Raw genomic sequence first — 18,786 nt, forward strand, 5'->3', positions numbered from 1 at the left:
CTGTCATGTCCCTCAACCCCCTCGGCCTGCTGGTCGCCCTCGGCCTGCTTGGCGGCTGCGCCTCCCAGGATGGCTTTCACTATGTCCCTCCTCCCCAGACCCTGATCGCCCCGGAGGCGGCCAGCGGCTGGATTGACAAACCGGGCTGGCAGGGCCGTGACTTCATGGTGGCGGCGGCCAACCCGCTGGCGGTGGATGCGGGCTACCAGATCATCAAGGCGGGGGGCAGCGCCGTCGATGCAGCCATCGCCGTCCAGCTGGTGCTGACCCTGGTGGAGCCCCAATCCTCGGGTATCGGCGGCGGCTCCCTCATGCTGGTGTGGGACGGCAAGCAGGTGGCGGCGGTGGATGGCCGGGAGACGGCCCCCGCCGCTGCCACCGATCAGCTCTTCATGAAGGAGGGCAAACCCATGGCCTTCTATGAGGGGGTGGTGGGCGGGCGCTCCGTCGGCGCCCCCGGCACGGTGCGTGCCCTGGCCCTGGCGCATGAGCGCTATGGCAAGCTGCCCTGGGCCACGCTGTTCGAACCCGCCATCACCCTCGCGGAGCAAGGGTTCGTGATAAGCCCCCGCCTCGCCACCCTGCTGGCAAAAGATCCCTATCTGGCCGGGGATCCGGACGCCCGTGCCTACTTCTATCAGGCGGACGGCACTCCCAAGACGGCAGGTACCCGGCTCACCAACCCGGCCCTGGCCAGGGTGCTGCGTACCCTAGCAAGCGACGGCCCCGACGCCTTCTATCGCGGCCCGCTGGCCGAGGCCATGGTGGCCAAGGTGCACGCCCACCCGACCAACCCCGGGGTGCTGAGCGCCGCCGATCTCGCCAGCTACCGGGCCAAGCTGCGGGACGGGCTCTGCTTTGACTATCGCCAGAGCGAGATCTGCGGCTTCCCGACCCCCTCCTCCGGCACCGTCGCCCTTGGCCAGATTTTCGGCATGCTGGAGAGCCGGGACATGGCCGCCCTCAAACCGGTACAGGGGGAGCAGGGTCAACTGGCCGCCTCCAGCGAGGCCATTCACCTCTACAGCGAGGCGGCACGCCTCGCCTTCGCCGATCGCAACCAGTACGTGGCCGACGGCGACGTCGTCGACGTGCCGGTGACAGGTCTGCTGGACAAGGGCTATCTGGCGCAGCGGGGGCACCTTATCGGCAACCGCTCCATGGGCGTCGCCCAGCCCGGCAACCCGCCCCGGGCGCTGGCCAGGGGCCGGGACGCCACCCCGGAGCTGCCCTCCACCAGCCACATCTCCATCGTGGACAAGAGCGGCATGGCGGTGGCCATGACCAGCTCCATCGAGGATGGCTTCGGCTCGCGGCTGATGGTCAACGGCTACCTGCTGAACAACCAGCTCACCGACTTCTCCTTCACCTCGGTGGACGCCGCCGGCCTGCCGGTGGCAAACCGGGTGGAGCCCGGCAAGCGCCCCCGCTCTTCCATGTCGCCCCTGCTGGTGTTTGACAAGGCAAGCGGCGAGCTCGAGATGAGCCTGGGCTCCCCGGGAGGCTCGGCCATCATCAACTACGTGGGCAAGGCGCTGCTCGGCACCCAGGATTGGGGGCTCGACCTGCAGCAGGCCATCAACCTGCCCAATTTCGGCAGTCGCAACGGCCCCACCGAGCTGGAGCAGGGGCGCACGCCCGACGCCGTGGTACAGGGGCTCAAAGCCAGAGGGCATGAGGTCCTGCTTAACGAGCAGACCTCCGGGCTGCAGGGCGTCCAGCGCCATGCCGACGGCTGGCTGGGGGCCGCAGACCCCAGACGTGAGGGGGTCGCCAGGGGAGAGTGATGCCCCTTCAGCACCCTCGTTCACCATGGAGGAGGCCCGCCTCCTCCATGCCGTGTGCTCATAGCTGTTCTCCCTTGCCTCCCAATATCATCATCGATTGATTATTCCTGCCAATTTTTCTTTAACTGCACACTCATTTCACCCAATTGCAATGCATTAAAGATGCTTTTCATCAAAATCAACGAAAAAACCGGAACAGTGTTGCTCATGGCATATAAATGCATTACTTTTCAATAGAAACGGCATCTGTTGCCCTCAAGATTTCCCCTTGATACGGCCAACTTCTGTCTCTTTCGCCCCCTGCTCATTGACAGCTGCCCTCTTCGCCTTCGGGTGATCTGGTAGCCCCTGACTGCCATTAGCGAGGTGACGACATGGACCACTCACTCCCCCTTATCACCACCCTGGTAGGCGGCCTCGTGCTGGCCTACCTCTTCGGCATGCTGGCAAGCCGCCTGCGCATCTCCCCCATGGTGGGCTACCTCGCGGCCGGCGTGGTATGCGGCCCCTTTACGCCGGGCTATGTCGCCGATCTGCGGCTCGCCCCCGAGCTGGCCGAAATCGGCGTCATCCTGCTGATGTTTGGTGTCGGCCTGCACTTTTCCGTGAAAGACCTGCTGTCGGTGAAACACATCGCCATCCCGGGAGCCATCGTCCAGATAACCCTTGCGACCCTGCTCGGCCTTGGCCTCTCCCAACTGCTCGACTGGACCGTGACCGCCGGCCTGGTGTTTGGCCTGGCCCTCTCCACCGCCAGTACCGTGGTGCTGCTGCGCGCCCTGGAGAGTCGCGGCCAGCTCGACACCAACGAGGGACGCATCGCCATCGGCTGGCTCATCGTGGAGGATCTGGTGATGGTGCTGGCCCTGGTACTGCTCCCCATCCTCGCCAACCTGCAGCAGGGGGGCGAGGCACTGACCCCGGCCCAGGTGATGGCGGATATCGGCCTGACCCTGGCCAAGGTGGCTGCCTTCATCGCCCTGATGGTCATCGGCGGTCGACGCCTCATCCCCTGGCTGCTGGCCCGCACCGCCGCCACCGGCTCCCGCGAGCTGTTCACCCTGGCCGTCCTCTCCTGTTCCCTTGGCATCGCTTTTGGCGCCGTCAAGCTGTTTGGCGTCTCCTTTGCCCTCGGCGCCTTCTTCGCCGGCGTCGTGATGAACAGCTCCCATCTGAGCCACAAGGCGGCCAACGACACCCTGCCCCTGCAGGACGCCTTTGCCGTGCTCTTCTTCGTCTCCGTGGGCATGCTGTTCGACCCCGTCATCCTGCTGCGCGAGCCCCTGGCCGTGCTGGCCACCCTGTTCGTCATCGTGATCGGCAAATCGGTGGCCGCCTTCGCCATCGTGCGGCTCTTTGGCCACAGCCAGCGCACGGCGCTGACCATCTCCGCCAGCCTGGCCCAGGTGGGTGAGTTCTCCTTCATCCTGATGGGTCTCGGGGTCATGCTCGAACTGGTCCCCGGGGTCGCCCGGGATCTGGTGCTGGTCGGCGCCTGTTTCTCCATCGTGCTCAATCCGCTGGTCTTCAACCAGGTGGAGCGCTGGCTGAGGCGCCATCCCGAGCCACGCACCGATGAGTCACCTCACCTCTGCCCCTTGCAGGGCCATGTGGTGGTAGTGGGCGCCGACGAGATAGGTCAGCACCTCATCTGGCAGTTGCATGAACAAGGCAGGGAGATGGTGGTGATCGACACCGATGAGCGACTGCTGGCCCCTTGGCGCGCCATGGGGATCACCTGTCTGGCGGGCCATCCCATCCAGCAGGATCTGCTGACGGCGGCGCTGCCCAACGCCAGTTGGCTGCTGATCACCCTGGATGACAGCCTGCTGGCCGGTGAGATAGCCATCAGGGCGCAGGAATACGGCGCCCTGATGCGCATCGCTGCCTGTGCCCACCAGCACGAGGAGGTGCATCATCTGCGCGTGCGCGGCGTGCATCAGGTGGTCAAGAGCGAGGAGGAGGCTGCGCGGCGACTCTGTCACCTCGCCATGGAGATGGCCTGAAGCTCATCGGAAGTCACGAGTCCCGGCGACGGGGCCAGACAAGCAGCCCGGGCCTGCTGCCCGGGCTTTTTGCATGACGGGGCGATACTGCCGTCCCCTCACAGCAGATCGTGCTTGTCCAGCAGGCGATAGAGGGTGGCCCGGGAGATATCGAGCGTGCGGGCCACCTCCTCGAGCTGATCGGGGAAGCGGGCCAGCGTCCGTTGCAAGGCCTGACGCTCCGCCGCTTCGCGCACCGCCTTGAGCGAGCCGTCGAGCAGCAGGCTGTCCATGTTGGTCAGCTCCATGTCATCGGCTTCGATGAAGGGGCCACTGCACATGACCGCCGCCCGCTGCACCCGGTTGCGCAGCTCCCTCACATTCCCCGGCCAGCCATAGGACTGCATGGCCTGGCGCGCCTTGCGGGTGAAACTGAGCACCCGCCCGCCCCGCACTTCCGCCAGAATGTCATCGGCAAGGAGCTGGATGTCTTCCGCCCGCTCGCACAAGGCCGGGGTACGCAGGCGCACCACGTTGAGCCGGTAGTAGAGATCCATGCGAAAGCCGCCGCTGGCCACCGCCTGCTCCACATCGATATTGGTGGCCGCGATGATACGCACATCCACACGACGCGACAGGTGGCTGCCCACCGCCTCTATGCACTGCTCCTGCAAGAAGCGCAGCAGGGTTGCCTGATCCTCCAGCGGCAGCTCCCCTATCTCGTCGAGAAACAGGGTGCCGCCATCGGCGGCCTCTATCTTGCCTATCTTGTGGTGCTGTGCCCCGGTGAAGGCCCCCTTGACGTGGCCGAACAGCTCGGACTGGATGAGCTGATGGGGCATGGCCCCGCAATTGACCGCCACGAAGGGGCTCTCCTCCCCGAACGTGCTGTAGTGCAGCTCCCGGGCCACCAGCTCCTTGCCCGTGCCGCTCGGTCCCGTCACCAGTACGGGCAGGCGGCAATGCTGCAACCGCACGATCTGGTCGCGCAACTGGCGAATGGGGGCGCTCTCCCCCTGGATGAAACGAAGCTGGGGTTGCTGTCGGGGGCGGTGTCGCCGGATGAGGCGCGCCATCCCCAGGGCATGTCCCAGGCTGTGGGAGAGCCTGTCTCTGTCCAGGGGAAAGGTGTGAAAATCATGAAAACAGGCTGCCAGCAGATTGCGAAGGGCTTCGCTGGCGAGACAGTCCCGCTGGATGAGGCCGATCCACAAGGCACCGGAGTGCTGCGCTATCAGGTTGTAGAGGGCTTCGTGCTGCTGATGCTCGATCACCACCAGCACCAGGGGATAGTCCTTTTCCTGCAGTTTTTTCTCTGCCACCACCAGGGAGCTTGCCTGCTCCACCTGCCACTCGCCTTGTTCCAGCAGGCTTTCCAGTACGGCACATGAATTGATGAGCAACAATGCCGTTTCTGTCATAGGGACAACTCCTTGTTATCACCACTGCACGAAGGAGTCTGACGACTTGTCCAGATAACTCCCTTTATCATCAAATGGCGCCATTTAATATGGCCAGACGATGATAACTATAAACCATCCCGCCTTTAGATTGATGGCACCACAATATTGAGACAGCCAAATTATCCGTGAGAAAAAATAAATCCATTGATAAATAAGCGCTTACTTCACGACATAATATGTCGCTCTCAACATTGAGACGTAAAAACAATTATATCAAATAAAAAACAACTAAAAATCATATGGTTGTAAATTGGCATGGTCGTTGCTCTCTCCAATAAGCCCTCCTGGCATATGGAGACAGAACATGAAAATATATATTGCATTGGCAGCATTTCCTTTTCTGGCATTTGCCACCCCCTCAATGGCACAAAACCGGGTCGATCTCGGTGCTCAGGCATTGAGCAATATTCGTGGTTCCATGGGCGTCAATATGGTTGCCGGCAATAACAACCAACAAGGCAATCTTGCCGCCATCGCCATTTCGGGTCCGGCCGTCATTCAATTTGGTCAGCTGAATCAATCCACCACCAATCTGAACGGCAGCCAGAGCGTCGCCATCCTGGGCTCGGCCCTGAGCCAGAACCGGGGACTGGTCGGCATCAATCAGGGGGCGGGTGAGGGCAACCAGCAACTGAACGCCTTCGCCCTGTCCCTCGATGACAGCGGCCTGGGTGTCGTGACCGACATCAATCTCAGCTCCAGCGTCGCGAAGACCCCAGGGGGAAAGCCCCCCGCCAACACCACTACCAGCATCTATCTGGATGACACCGCCCTCACGGGCAGCAAGGGGGTCATTCAGGTGAACCAGGTCACGGGACAGGGAAACCAGTCAGTCAACATGGTTTCCCTGCCCCTGGCTGGCGCAGTAACGGCATCCCCATGATGCCGCAGGGATAGGAAGCCAGGCCCGGGGGTATCAGCCGATGGGCATATCTTCCGCTGAAAGTTCAATGGAGAGACTCATTATGCGTGGACTTATTTATAGCTCATTAGCCGCCGCGGTCATCATGGCCATGTCGGGCACTGCATCCGCCGATTACCGCGGTGACAGAGATGAGACAGGGGCAACCTTGACCAAGAAGGTCAAGGCAGAAGTCGATGTGGAATACGAAGGCAGGGTCAATGTCGGCGGCTACATCAACGTCAACAAACTCGGCATGGCCGTCGTGGACAACCAGCAGTCCAGTTCCATGATAGGCACCGCCAATACAAGAACGGAGAACACGAGCAAGATCGACGGCTCGTTCAAGGGTGCATCCGGTAACATCGGCGCCAACGTCGCAGCCGGTGACTCCAACGTACAGGGCAACAGCGCTTCCCTGGCCGCCTATGACGAGGTCGATGCCGAGTTCATCATGGGTCGTGGTCAACAACAACATGGCGCCCCTGGCGGATCGTCGGATGCCGAGGTCTTCTCCACCCAGAGCGCCAGCAACAACTGGACGACCAATCACGGCCATCAGAACAAGGCCGGTGTGGGCGATGGGGCCTTCAAGGATGCCGCAGGCAACATCGGGGTCAACGTGACCTCGGGCTCGGGTAACGTCCAGGCCAACAACATGGCAGCCTCCGTGTCCACCGGCAACATGGCCGTGGCCACCGTGGCCAACAGCCAGAGCGTCTCCAAGAACATGACCGAAAACCAAAGCCTGAGCGCAACCAAGACGGTTGACAAGGCGGGTGTGTTCCTCGGTCTCAAGGCTTGGGGCGATTACGAGGGGGGCGGTACCGGTCATGATGTCAAGAAAGGACATGGCCACGACAATGACAACGACAGGTACGGCAACAACAACCCGAAAGATGGTGGCAAGTTCGAGTTCAAGGAAGAGGGTGACATCAAGCTCAGTGGGTACGCCGTCGGGTATATTCCCGTGGTCAACACCTACACCAGCCGCGAAACCTTCAACCGGGCAACCATCGATGGCGGCGCCTTCAACGGTGCCGTGGGCAACATCGGGGTGAACGTCTCCTCGGGGACCAACAACCTGCAAGCGAACAATCTCTCGCTGGCCGCAGGGTTTGCCAAGTAAGTCGATGCGAGGGGGCCCAGTGCCCCCTTTTTCCCTGACACTGGAGGTCTGAATGCGCTGGCTGTTGCTGTTGCTGTGCTGTCCTGCCGTCTGGGCAGGCTCGGTGCCACTGGGGGAGCATCTCCCGGCGCTGGGGGATCTCAACAAACCGGTGCAGAGCATTCTGGAGCGCCGGTACGCCAACATCGAGCGCCAACATACGGATTTCAGCTGCGGGGCCGCCGCCGTCGCCACCATCTTGCGCTACGCCTACGGCCATGCAACCAATGAACGCTGGGTCATGGATGGCATGCTTGCCATGGCAGACCCGGAGCAGGTCAAGCACTACGGCTTCTCCATGCTCGACATGAAGCAGTACCTGCAAATGCTCGGCATGCGGGTCAGAGGGTATCGACTGGGCGATGAAAAACTGCGCCAGGTGAGGGTGCCCACCATCGTCCTGCTCAACATTCGCGGCTATCAGCACTTTGCCGTGCTGCGGGCCATCGATCGCCACGATCGCGTCTATCTGGCAGACCCGGCCCTCGGCAACCGGGTGATCACGTTCAAGGAGTTCAAGGAGAGCTGGAACGGCATCCTCCTCGCCGTCATCGGCGCGGGCTATCGTCCCGATGCCCCCCTTGCCAACCCCTCTCCCCCGCTCTCTGTCAGAGGCAAGGATGGGCTCTTCGCCCCGGTCAATGAAACATCCCTGCTGGAATTCGGTTTTCAGCACAAAGAGCTAATGTGAGGTCATCATGAATACCCGACCCGCCCTATGCCTCCTCTGCAGCCTGGGTGGCATCGCCTCTCCGCTGCTGGCAGCACCGGACCCGCTGGCCCATCTGTCAGACAACTTTGCGCCCGAACTGGCGGACGGGGAGCTGGCCCACCTGCGCGGCCGCTATGTCAGCAGCCATGGCATCAGCTACTTCGGCATCGAGTTCATCTCGTCACTGACCACGGCCCAGGCCCAGCAGACGGCGGCCATGAACCTGGCGCTGAGCATTGTGCAAAACAAACCCAAGCTGGATGTGCGCGTCAAGGATGAGGTCAAGCCCGCGGCCACGCCCACCAAGGAGGCCCAGGTGCAGGGGGCCGGGCTGGTGCAGGTCGTTCAACTGGAAGGGAGTGGCAACAGCTCGGTCAACCAGACCGGTATTGAACTGACCACCCCCACCATGACGGGACACCTGGTTCAGGCGGGCAGCTACGAGCACCAGGGCGATCTTGGTACCGCCACCTACCGGGTCTCGGGGAATTATGCCGGCTTGCAACTACACTCTTCCGACGGCCGGGTCCTGCTGGAGCAGAGCCTGCGCGGTACCGACTTCAGCCGGGGGCTGCTGCAGTTCAACAAGGTCAGAGGGGACGGTTTGCAGACGCTCAATCAGACCCGCATCTGGTTTTCGCGCTGAGCACCGGTGAGCCCGGGGGCTGAACCATCAGAAAGGATGATAAACAACAAGGACGTATCCCGATGAAACAGTCTCGCATGCTGCTGATTGCCCTCGCCCCCTTCGCCTGCTGGGGGGCCACGGCCGAGGAGGAGGCCCTGCAACAACAGCTGGATCTCCTGCGCCAGCAACTGATCCAGCAAAATCAGGCCCTTCATCAGCTCCAGGCCCGCCTGGAGGCCGTCAAGGCCGCCGGTGCCACGACGGCAACCGCCGGGGTCGGAGCCGGGGCCGCCGTCGCCTCCACCCAGCAGGACGCCTCACGGCGCACGCCGGAAGTCGGCCGCAGCACCGAAGACCTGATGATCGAACAGCACAATGTGTTCGACCGCGCCCTGACCGTCGATGTGGGCCTCTCCTACCAGCACTACAACCGCAAGGATCTCGCCCTGCGCGGCTTCCTCGCCCTGGACGCCATCTTCCTTGGCGAAATCAACCTGGATCGGGTGCGCTCCGATCAGTGGACGGCGGATGTCATCACCCGCTACACCCTCAACGATCGCTGGCAACTGGAGCTGGCCCTCCCCTACATGTTCCGCAACACCAACTACCAGAGCACCGGCAAGGAGAACTCCAGCCGCGACTTCGAGGAGCAGAGCGTCAGCGATGGCGGTCTGGGGGATCTCAGCCTCGCCATCTACTACAGGGTCATGGCCGAGAGCGAGGATTGGCCGGATCTGGTGTGGAACTTCCGGGCCAAGGCGCCGACCGGCAAGGATCCTTACGGCATCGAGATCAACACCTCGGAATCGGGCAACCTGGTGACCCCCAAGGAGCTCGCCACCGGCAACGGGCTCTGGCAGCTCTCCACCGGCTTCTCCCTGGTCAAGACCATGGATCCCGCCATCCTGTTTGCCAGCCTCAACTATGGTCACAGCCTCAAGCAGGACTTTGACGATATCTCCTACCAGCCCGGCAACCAGCCCGGCAGCATCCAGCTGGGGGACTGGTATGAATATGGCCTGGGGGTCGCATTCGCCCTCAACGAACGCTTCAGCCTCTCCTTCAACATCAACCAGCGCGTCACCATGGAGTCCGAGCAGGGGTCCGAAGGCTTTGCCATGGAGAAGGTCACCGGCTCCGATGCCAACGCCGCCAGCTTTGGCATGGGGTCGACCTGGGCCATCACCGACAACCTCTCCATGGCGGTCAACTGGTCTGCCGGGCTCACCACGGATGCACCGGACTACACCATCGGGATCCGCTTCCCCTACCGCTTCTAGCCCCGCCAGGTTGACGGCAAAAAACGAGGGAGGCATAACGCCTCCCTCTTCTTGTTGCCGCCAGCCTGCCTGGCGGGCCATCGGTGACATCACACCCCCAGGCGATCGCGCAGGGTGTACCAGGCGGCGCCGGCGGCGGTGAAGGGGATGCGCAGCAGGCGGCCACCCGGGAAGGGGTAGTGCGGCAGCCTGGCGAACGCATCGAAGCGCTCCGCCTGACCGCTCAGCACCTCGGAGAGCAGCTTGCCCGCCAGATGGGTACAGGTGACGCCGTGGCCGCTGTAGCCCTGCATGTAGTAGATGTTGTGACCGATGCGGCCAAATTGCGGCAGCCGCGACAGGGTGAGCAGGAAGTTACCGGTCCAGGTGTACTCCACCTTGACGTCGGCCAACTGCGGGAAGGTCTTGAGCATCTTGGGGATGATCAGCCGCTCGATGTCCGCCGGATCCCGCGCCCCGTAGACCACGCCGCCGCCATAGATGAGCCGGTGATCGCCGGAGGTGCGGTAGTAGTCGAGCAGGTAGTTGCAATCCTCCAGACAGTAGTTCTGTGGCAAGAGTGAACGGGCCCGCTCCTCTCCCAGCACTTCGGTGGCGATCACCTGGGTGCCGCAAGGCATGCTCTTGCTGGCCAGTTCCGGCACCAGATTGCCGAGGTAGGCGTTGCCGGCCACCACGATAAAGCGCGCCTTCACCGCCCCCTTGGCGGTCTTGACCAGGGCGGGTTGACCTGGGGTGATGCTGGTGACGGCGGACTGCTCGAAGATAAGCCCCCCCTGCATGCGGATGGCTTCCGCCTCCCCCAGCGCCAGGTTGAGGGGATGGATATGGCCGCCGCTCTTGTCCAGCAGGGCGCCGACGTAGCGATCGCTCGCGACCACCTCGCGCACCCCCTTGGCATCGAGCAGCTCCAGCTGGTCGTTGCCCCACTTCTCCCAGCGCGCCTTCTGCGCCTTGAGCTCGTGAAGCTGCTTCTCGGTCTCGGCGGCAAAGACCCCGCCCTCCTGCAGATCGCACTGGATGTTGTAGCGTTTGATCCGCTCGCGGATGATCTGGCCCCCCTCAAACAACATGGAGCCGAGCAGCCTGGCCTGATCCGGCGGGCAGTTCGCTTCGATGGTGTCGATGTCGCGGCTGTAGGAGTTGACGATCTGGCCGCCGTTGCGGCCGCTGGCGCCAAAGCCGACTCGCGCGGCCTCCAGCACCACCACCTTGTACCCCTTCTCCACCAGATGCAGCGCACTGGAGAGGCCGGTGTAGCCTGCGCCTATGACGCAGACGTCGCACTCCAGCTGCTCGGTGAGCGTGGGATAGGGCGCGTGTTTGTTGGCACTGGCTGCGTAGTAACTCTTTACATGTTCGGTCATGATCCCTGTTTCCTTACCGGTTCGTTTCCAACACAACGGGTTGTTCACATTAAAAGCTGGCCGGGGTGTGGGCGCTGACGATGCGGCAGACCTGCCCCGAGGGATTGCTGAAACTGTGGGGCTCGCCGGTATCGATGACATAACTGTCCCCGGCGCACAGTTCATAGGTCTGGCCGGCAAGGGTCAGCAACACCGACCCTTCCAGCACGGTGCCCACCTCCTCCCCCTGATGCTTCACCACGCCGCCGGTGTCGGTGCCGGGGGCATAGGTCTCCAGCATGAAGCCGAGCTGGCGCCGATTGTTGCCGTTGTGCACCAGCTTCATGGAGACCCCCTGGCTGCCAAGCTCGATGAGCTGCTCCGCCTTGATCACCACGCTGGGCGTGCTCGCCACCTCCTCTTCGGCGAAGAAGCGCGACAACGGCAGCTCGTAGACGCTCAGCAGCTTTTGTAGGGAGGCCACCGAGGGGCTCACCTTGTTCTGCTCTATCATGCAGATGGCGCCGTGGGTCAGGCCGCTCAGCTCCGCCACCCGGCGCTGGGAGAGCCCGAGCTCCCTGCGGATCCGGGCAAGCCGCTCCCCCATGTTTCTCTCGTGCTCCGCCAGGGGATTGTCCGTCATGGTCCGCCACCGGACCTCGCCACGGGATTGCTCCATCGCCCACCTCCTTCCATGGTCATTCGAATACCTGGGGCCGACTGGTCAATATAGTGAGTCAGGAACGTCAGCCCCGTTCACTATCCTGCACAACCCAGAGCGTTCATTATTTTGCACACCCTGCGCAATGAAAACCGCTACAATCGCGCTAACAGCCCCATTTCTAGCATGTGACGCCCAGTTCACTCAAATATATTTAACACTTGAAAAACATTTCGGCTCATTTTATGGTCGTTACGTGCTTATTATTCTATACGGCGGTGCCCACATAAACGCGCCACCCAGACCCACTATCGAGGCCCCTTACTTATGTCAGCATCACAACCTGCTCTCTCCCTGATCAAATCCCTGGCCTATGTCGACGGCCGCTGGTGCGAGTCCCTGGGCGGGCGCCGGTTCGAGGTCCTGAACCCGGCCACCGGCCAGGTCATCACCCAGGTGCCCGACATGGACGGGGAGGATACCCGCCTCGCCATCGCGGCCGCCCACGCGGCGCAACCCGCTTGGGCGGCCCTCACCGCCAAGGAGCGCAGCAGCAAACTCTACGCCTGGTTCGAGCGCATCATGGCCAACCAGGAGGAGCTCGCCCGTATCATGACCTGCGAACAGGGCAAGCCGCTGGCGGAAGCCAGAGGAGAGGTGGCCTACGGCGCCAGCTTCATCCAGTGGTTCGCGGAAGAGGGCAAACGTGCCTATGGCCGCACCATCCCCGGCTTCTCCGCCGATCGGCGCCTGGCCACCATCAAGCAGCCGGTGGGGGTCGTGGCCGCCATCACCCCCTGGAACTTCCCCATCGCCATGATCACCCGCAAGGCGGGTCCGGCGCTGGCCGCCGGTTGTACCATCGTCATCAAGCCCGCCGCCGAAACGCCCCTCTGCGCCCTGGCGCTGGCGGTACTGGCGGAGCAGGCGGGCATTCCCGCCGGGGTCATCAACATCGTCACCTCCCATCAGGCGAGCGCGGTGGGCAACGAGCTGTGCAGCAACCCCGTGGTGCGCAAGCTCTCCTTCACCGGCTCCACCCGCATCGGCAAACTGCTGATGCGCCAGTGCGCCGACACCATGAAGCGCCTCTCCCTGGAGCTTGGCGGCAACGCCCCCTTCATCGTCTTTGACGACGCCGACCTCGACGCCGCCGTGGCCGGGGCCCTGGCGTCCAAATACCGCAACGCCGGCCAGACCTGCGTCTGCGCCAACCGCATCCTGGTGCAGGCCAGCGTCTATGACGCCTTCGCCGAGAAGCTCGCCGCCGCGGTCAAAGCCTTCAAGGTGGGGGACGGCATGGGCGAGGGCGTCCAGATCGGGCCCCTCATCAACCCGGCCGCCGCCAGCAAGGTGGCCGAGCTGGTGCAGCAATCGGTCGCCGCCGGTGCCCGGGTGCTGGTGGGGGGCGACGCCCACCCCGCCGGTCCCCTCTTCTATCACCCCACCATCCTGACCGGGGTCACCCGGGGCAACCCCATTCTGGACGAGGAGATCTTCGGGCCCGTCGCCCCCCTGGTGCGCTTCGAGACGGAAGCCGAGGCCATTGCGCTTGCCAACGACACCCCCTATGGCCTGGCCGCCTACTTCTATGGCCGCGACATCGCCCGGGTGTGGCGAGTGGCCGAGGGGCTCGAATACGGCATGGTGGGGATCAACGAGGGGATCATCTCCACCGAACTGGCCCCCTTTGGCGGGATCAAGGAGTCGGGACTGGGCCGGGAAGGGGCGGCCGAAGGGCTGGAGGAGTACCTGGAGACCAAATACCTCTGCTTTGGCGGCATTCGCTGAGGGGAGTGAAGGGGCAATCGCATCGTTAAAACAGATGCGTTATGACACAGCCCATCGCTTTTACAGATAGAAAGAGGGGGCCGCCGGTCACGACCGAGCGCCTTGTGGGCCCTGAGGGCACACCCGGGGCCCCCTTTTGCGAACAGGCCGCCCTGCCCGAGGGCAGTTGGCGGCACACATATGGCCAGATGGCACAGGAACAGCGGGGGCCCATGCCCCTCAGGGAGGAAAGATGAGTCATTCAAGCAACAACCAGCAGTGGCAGGCCCGCCGCGAAGCGGCCGTGGTCCAGGGGGTCGGCACCCTGCTGCCGGTCTTCATCGACCGGGCGCACAACGCCGAGCTGTGGGACGTGGAGGGCAACCGCTACATCGACTTTGCCTCCGGCATCGCCGTGCTCAACACCGGCCACAACCACCCCAAGGTGGTGGCGGCGGTGCGCGAGCAGCTCGAGAAGTTCAGCCACACCTGCTTCCAGGTCACCCCCTACTCCGGCTATATCGAGCTGGCGGAGAAGTTGAATGCCCTGGTGCCCGGCCCCACCCCCAAGCGCACCCTCTTCCTCTCCACCGGCGCCGAGGCGGTGGAGAACGCCATCAAGATCGCCCGCGCCCACACCGGTCGCAGCGGCACCATCGCCTTCAAGGGGGGCTTCCACGGCCGCACCATGATGGGCATGGCCCTCACCGGCAAGGTGGTGCCCTACAAGACCGGCTTCGGCCCCTTCCCGGGGGAGGTCTATCACCTCCCCTTCCCCGCCGATTACCTGGGAGTGAGTGAAGACGATGCCCTGGCCGCGCTGGATCTCTGCTTCAGCGCCGACATCGAACCCACCCGGGTGGCCGCCATCATCATCGAGCCGGTGCAGGGGGAAGGGGGCTTCTACCCCGCCTCCGCCAGCTTCATGCAGCGCCTGCGCCAGGTGTGCGACCAGCACGGCATCCTGCTCATCTGCGACGAGATCCAGACCGGTTTCTGTCGCACCGGCAAAACCTTCGCCACCGAATACAGCGGTGTCGAACCCGACATCATGACGCTCGCCAAGAGCCTGGCCGGCGGCTTCCCGCTCTCTGCCGTGGTGGGCAAGAGCGAGGTGATGAACGCCGCCAAGCCCGGTGGCCTGGGGGGCACCTATGCGGGCTCCCCCATCGCCTGCGCCGCCGCCCTGGCAGTGCTGGAGGTGATCGAGGAGGAGCGCCTGAACCAGAAGGCCCTGGCCCAGGGGGAGCAGATCAAGGCACGCCTGCACCAGCTGGCGACACGGTTTGACTGCATCGGCAACATCCGTGGCCCCGGCGCCATGGTGGCCATGGAGCTGGTGAAGGAGGGAGATGCCGCCAGACCGGACCCGGATCTCACCAAGCGGCTGGTGGCCGAGGCGGGCAAGCGGGGGCTGGTGCTGCTGGCCTGCGGCGTGCGTGGCAACGTGATCCGTTTCCTCGCCCCCCTGACCGCCCCGGCGGCCATCGTCGACGAGGGACTGGACCTGCTGGAGCAGGCCCTGTCCGCCTCCCTGGCCTGATCCGGAAGACCGCGTTCGCCCACGTGCAAAAAAATGCGTTTTTGCTCCCTTGATATGCTTGTCAAGGGGGCATCACGAATGCACAATGCGCCGCCGTATTCAAGGACCGTCCGCTCATCGGAGCCCGGTTCTTTTTTTGCGCCAAACAAATCCATAACGAGGCCGGAACAGACCGGAAATGATAACGAGGTGGCACGCCATCTCACGACACCCGCTTCTTAGTGAGGAACTCCATGGGGCATATCATCGCTTTCCTGCCGGCCCGCGCCGGTCTGCGCCATCCGTCCGCATCCCGGACTGGCGCCCCCACCGTGCAGGATGACCTCACCGTCAGCCTGATCCCGTCAGCCAGCCTGCGGGGGATCGCCTGATGCACCCGCACCCCGCCGGTCTGAAAAAAAGCCTGAAACTCTGGCACGTGGTCATCATGGGGCTGGCCTATCTCACCCCCATGGCGGTGTTCGACACCTTCGGCATCGTCACCGAGATCACCGAAGGCCATGTGCCGACCGCCTACCTGCTCGCCCTCATCGGCATGCTGTTCACCGCCATGAGCTACGGCCACCTGGTGCGCAAGTTCCCCTCGGCAGGCTCCGCCTACACCTATGCCCAGAAGGTGTTCCACCCCTATGTGGGTTTCATGGTGGGCTGGGTCTCCCTGCTCGACTACATGTTCATGCCCATGATCAACATGCTGCTGGCCAAGATCTACATGGAGGCCCTCTTCCCCGGCGTGGCCCCCTGGACCTACATCCTGGCCCTGGCCGCCGTCATGACCTTCCTGAACCTGCGGGGCATCAAGCTGGTGGCGAACTTCAACAGCCTGATCGTCATCATGCAGTTCAGCATCATCGCCGTCTTCATCGGCCTCATCGCCTGGGGCGTGAGCCACGGCGAGGGGCTCGGCACGGTGGCGAGCAGCCGCCCCTTCTTCTCCGAGCAGATGCACATCAATCCCCTGCTGACCGGCGCCTCCATCCTCTGCCTGTCGTTCCTCGGGTTTGACGCCATCACCACCCTGTCGGAGGAGACCCCGAACGCGGATCGGGTGATCCCCCGGGCCATCGTGCTCACCGCCCTCATCGGCGGCGTGCTCTTCATCTCGGTCTCCTATTTCCTGCAGCTCTTCTTCCCGGACATCTCCCGCTTCCAGCAGCCGGATGCGGTGCTGCCGGAGATCGCCCTCTATGTGGGCGGCAAGCTGTTCCAGGCGGTGGTGCTGGTCTGCACCACGGTAGCGGTGCTCGCCTCGGGGCTCGCCTCCCACGCCGGGGTGTCGCGCCTGCTCTATGTGATGGGCCGGGATCGCGCCCTGCCGAGCCGTGTCTTCGGCTACATCCACCCCACCTGGCAGACCCCGGCTCTCAATGTGCTGCTGGTGGGCATGCTGGCCCTCTCGGCGGTGGCCTTCGATCTGGAGATGGCGCTGGCGCTCATCAACTTCGGCGCCCTGGTGGCCTTCACCTTCGTCAACCTGGCGGTGATTGCCCACTTCTATCTCAGGCTGGGCCACAACAAGACCCTGAAGGATCACCTGCTGTTCCTCGCCCTGCCCCTGTGCGGCGCCGCCTGCATCGGGGTGCTCTGGCTCAACCTGGAGCCCGCCTCCTTCGAGCTGGGGCTGATCTGGGCCGCCCTCGGCGCCATCTACCTGCTGCTGCGCCTCACCGTGTTCCGGGTCCGCCTCGGCCGCCCCGAGCAGGACGCCTCCTGAGCAAAACCGGCGCCCCCAGGGCGCCGGTTTCGCATGGTGGCAAAGCAGGACCCCGTCTGATGACAAGGTTGTCATCGACTTTCCGGCAGCGGTGGCGAAGTGATCGCTCACGGGGGGAACAAATTCCCCGCTGGCGGCCTTTTTCGCTTGTCTCCTCCCCCCCCTGAGGGCACAATACGGCGCCCCTTGAGAGCCGATGTTTCAACAACATCGGTTCTTTGCTTTTCTGGGGCACACCACCATTCACCAAGAGGCCGGCCATGTGCCGGAATTGATACCCAGATTGCCAAGCAATCTCCCGACGTTGTGAGGAAAAACATGGGGCATTTCACTGCTTTCCTGCCGGTCCCCGCCGGCGTGCGCCACGCATCTGTGCCACAGATGGGCGCCCCCTGTGTCCAGCGACGCGTTTCCGCGTCCCTGATCCCGTCCCATCTCGCCCACGGGGCCTGTGCAGAGGAGAAAGCGTGATGGCCGGTGCCAAGCTGCTCAAGACCCTCACCCTGTTCCAGGTCGTGGTGATGGGTCTGGCTTACCTCACGCCCATGGCGGTATTCGATACCTTCGCCATCGTCGGTGACATCACGGATGGTCGCGTGGCCACCGCCTACCTGCTGGCGCTCGGCGGCATCCTGCTGACCGCGTTCAGCTACGGCCACCTGGTGCGCCGCTTCCCGTCCGCAGGCTCCGCCTACACCTATGCCCAGAAGGTGTTCCACCCCTACGTGGGCTTCATGGTGGGCTGGTCTTCCCTGCTGGACTACATGTTCATGCCGATGATCAACATCCTGCTGGCCAAGATCTACCTGACCGCCATGTTCCCCACCGTGGAGCCCTGGATCTTCATCTTCGGTCTGGTGACCGTGATGACCTTCCTGAACCTGCGCGGCATCAAGCTGGTGGCGAACCTCAACGGCTTCATCGTCTTCATCCAGATCGCCATCATCGTCACCTTCCTCGGCCTCATCGCCTGGGGCCTGAGTCACGGTGAAGGGGCCGGCACCCTGATGAGCAGCCGTCCGTTCCATATGGAGTCTGCCAGCATGCTGCCGCTGTTCACCGGCGCCACCATCCTCTGCTTCTCGTTCCTGGGCTTCGACGGCCTGAGCTCCCTCTCCGAAGAGACCCCGAATGCCGGCAAGGTGATCCCCCGTGCCATCGTGCTGACGGCCCTCATCGGCGGCATCATCTTCGTCACCGTCTCCTACAGCCTGCAGCTCTTCTTCCCGGATCTGGCCCGCTTCAAGGAGCCGGACGCCGTGCTGCCGGAGATCGCCCTCTACGTGGGTGGCACCCTGTTCCAGAGCGTGGTGCTGGTGTGCACCACCGCTGCCGTGCTCGCCTCCGGCATGGCGGCCCACGCCGGCGTGTCGCGCATCCTCTACGTGATGGGTCGCGATCGCATGATCCCGGAGCGGGTGTTCGGCTATATCCACCCCACCTGGCGCACCCCGGCCATCAACGTGCTGCTGGTGGGGGCCCTGGCCCTCTCCGCAGTGTCGTTCGATCTGGACATGGCCCTGGCCCTGGTGAACTTCGGCGCCCTGGTGGCCTTCACCTTCGTCAACCTCTCGGTGATCGGCCAGTTCTGGGTGCGCGAGAAGCGCAACAAGAGCCTCAAGGAGCACCTGCTGTTCCTGGTGCTGCCGCTGCTGGGGGCCGCCACCATCGGCGCCCTCTGGATCAACCTGGAGCAGAGCTCCCTGGAGCTTGGCCTCATCTGGGCGGGGATCGGGGTCACCTACCTCTTCCTGCGCCTCGCCGTGTTCCGCATCCCCTTCCGTCAGTACGAGGAAGCGGCCGACGGCCAGTAAGGCGGCACACACGC

At 63.6% G+C, this 18,786-nt stretch carries 15 protein-coding genes; 12 read left to right on the plus strand and 3 right to left on the minus strand.

Going from position 1 to position 18,786, the window contains the following annotated elements; genetic code table 11:
• Positions 1–5 precede the first annotated feature (5 nt).
• Together ggt and ybaL are read left to right on the plus strand one after the other, a co-directional pair.
• Positions 6–1,787, plus strand: a complete 1,782-nt coding sequence (gene ggt / locus AB5Y70_RS06440; RefSeq protein ID WP_049636614.1) for a gamma-glutamyltransferase — start codon at positions 6–8, stop codon at positions 1,785–1,787.
• Positions 1,788–2,161: 374 nt separating this feature from the next.
• Positions 2,162–3,793, plus strand: a complete 1,632-nt coding sequence (ybaL, locus tag AB5Y70_RS06445) for a YbaL family putative K(+) efflux transporter (protein WP_039039338.1) — start codon at positions 2,162–2,164, stop codon at positions 3,791–3,793.
• Between the two features lie 98 nt (positions 3,794–3,891).
• On the opposite strand, the gene AB5Y70_RS06450 is transcribed toward ybaL, so the two are convergent.
• The gene (locus AB5Y70_RS06450) at positions 3,892–5,193 is read right to left on the minus strand and encodes a sigma-54 dependent transcriptional regulator (protein WP_290436067.1); all 1,302 of its coding nucleotides are present in this window, start codon (positions 5,191–5,193) and stop codon (positions 3,892–3,894) included.
• Positions 5,194–5,539: 346 nt separating this feature from the next.
• Here AB5Y70_RS06450 and AB5Y70_RS06455 point away from each other — a divergent pair, with 346 nt between their 5' ends.
• The 5 genes from AB5Y70_RS06455 to AB5Y70_RS06475 all read left to right on the plus strand — a co-directional run bounded on the left by AB5Y70_RS06455 (position 5,540) and on the right by AB5Y70_RS06475 (position 9,924).
• Positions 5,540–6,118, plus strand: coding sequence for a hypothetical protein (locus AB5Y70_RS06455; protein ID WP_223924172.1), 579 nt, complete (start codon positions 5,540–5,542; stop codon positions 6,116–6,118).
• A 187-nt stretch (positions 6,119–6,305) separates the two neighbouring features.
• Positions 6,306–7,265 (plus strand): hypothetical protein, encoded by a 960-nt coding sequence (locus AB5Y70_RS06460; protein ID WP_202007337.1) that lies wholly within the window; start codon positions 6,306–6,308, stop codon positions 7,263–7,265.
• Positions 7,266–7,317: 52 nt separating this feature from the next.
• Entirely contained in the window at positions 7,318–7,995 is a 678-nt protein-coding gene (locus AB5Y70_RS06465; RefSeq protein ID WP_039039335.1) for a C39 family peptidase, read from the plus strand.
• A 7-nt stretch (positions 7,996–8,002) separates the two neighbouring features.
• Positions 8,003–8,662: a hypothetical protein gene (locus AB5Y70_RS06470; protein ID WP_042881141.1), complete on the plus strand. Its 660-nt coding sequence runs from the start codon at positions 8,003–8,005 to the stop codon at positions 8,660–8,662.
• Positions 8,663–8,724: 62 nt separating this feature from the next.
• Positions 8,725–9,924 carry a transporter gene (locus AB5Y70_RS06475; protein ID WP_041213311.1) on the plus strand — a complete coding sequence of 400 codons (1,200 nt, stop codon included), beginning with the start codon at positions 8,725–8,727 and terminating at the stop codon, positions 9,922–9,924.
• A gap of 89 nt (positions 9,925–10,013) precedes the next feature.
• On the opposite strand, the gene AB5Y70_RS06480 is transcribed toward AB5Y70_RS06475, so the two are convergent.
• Together AB5Y70_RS06480 and puuR are read right to left on the minus strand one after the other, a co-directional pair.
• Complete coding sequence (locus tag AB5Y70_RS06480; RefSeq protein ID WP_128273405.1) at positions 10,014–11,291, minus strand: FAD-binding oxidoreductase; 1,278 nt, start codon at positions 11,289–11,291, stop codon at positions 10,014–10,016.
• A 49-nt stretch (positions 11,292–11,340) separates the two neighbouring features.
• Entirely contained in the window at positions 11,341–11,949 is a 609-nt protein-coding gene (gene puuR / locus AB5Y70_RS06485; protein ID WP_029314011.1) for an HTH-type transcriptional regulator PuuR, read from the minus strand.
• A gap of 309 nt (positions 11,950–12,258) precedes the next feature.
• Between puuR and AB5Y70_RS06490 the strand changes: the two genes are divergently transcribed.
• The 5 genes from AB5Y70_RS06490 to AB5Y70_RS06510 all read left to right on the plus strand — a co-directional run bounded on the left by AB5Y70_RS06490 (position 12,259) and on the right by AB5Y70_RS06510 (position 18,772).
• A complete protein-coding gene (locus tag AB5Y70_RS06490) occupies positions 12,259–13,722 on the plus strand; it encodes an NAD-dependent succinate-semialdehyde dehydrogenase (protein WP_200164049.1) in 1,464 nt (487 codons plus the stop codon).
• 232 nt (positions 13,723–13,954) lie between these two features.
• Positions 13,955–15,244 (plus strand): 4-aminobutyrate--2-oxoglutarate transaminase, encoded by a 1,290-nt coding sequence (gabT, locus tag AB5Y70_RS06495; protein WP_042014742.1) that lies wholly within the window; start codon positions 13,955–13,957, stop codon positions 15,242–15,244.
• A gap of 233 nt (positions 15,245–15,477) precedes the next feature.
• Entirely contained in the window at positions 15,478–15,615 is a 138-nt protein-coding gene (locus AB5Y70_RS06500) for a hypothetical protein (protein ID WP_164882979.1), read from the plus strand.
• Positions 15,615–16,958 (plus strand): APC family permease, encoded by a 1,344-nt coding sequence (locus AB5Y70_RS06505; protein WP_041214747.1) that lies wholly within the window; start codon positions 15,615–15,617, stop codon positions 16,956–16,958. Before AB5Y70_RS06500 ends, AB5Y70_RS06505 begins: the two co-directional genes overlap by 1 nt.
• Positions 16,959–17,428: 470 nt before the next feature.
• On the plus strand, positions 17,429–18,772 hold the full coding sequence (locus AB5Y70_RS06510; RefSeq protein WP_049636608.1) for an APC family permease: 1,344 nt from the start codon (positions 17,429–17,431) through the stop codon (positions 18,770–18,772).
• Positions 18,773–18,786 lie beyond the last annotated feature (14 nt).

It is taken from the genome of Aeromonas sp. s1(2024), from assembly GCF_040908005.1.
GTDB classification, from domain to species: Bacteria; Pseudomonadota; Gammaproteobacteria; order Enterobacterales; family Aeromonadaceae; genus Aeromonas; species Aeromonas caviae.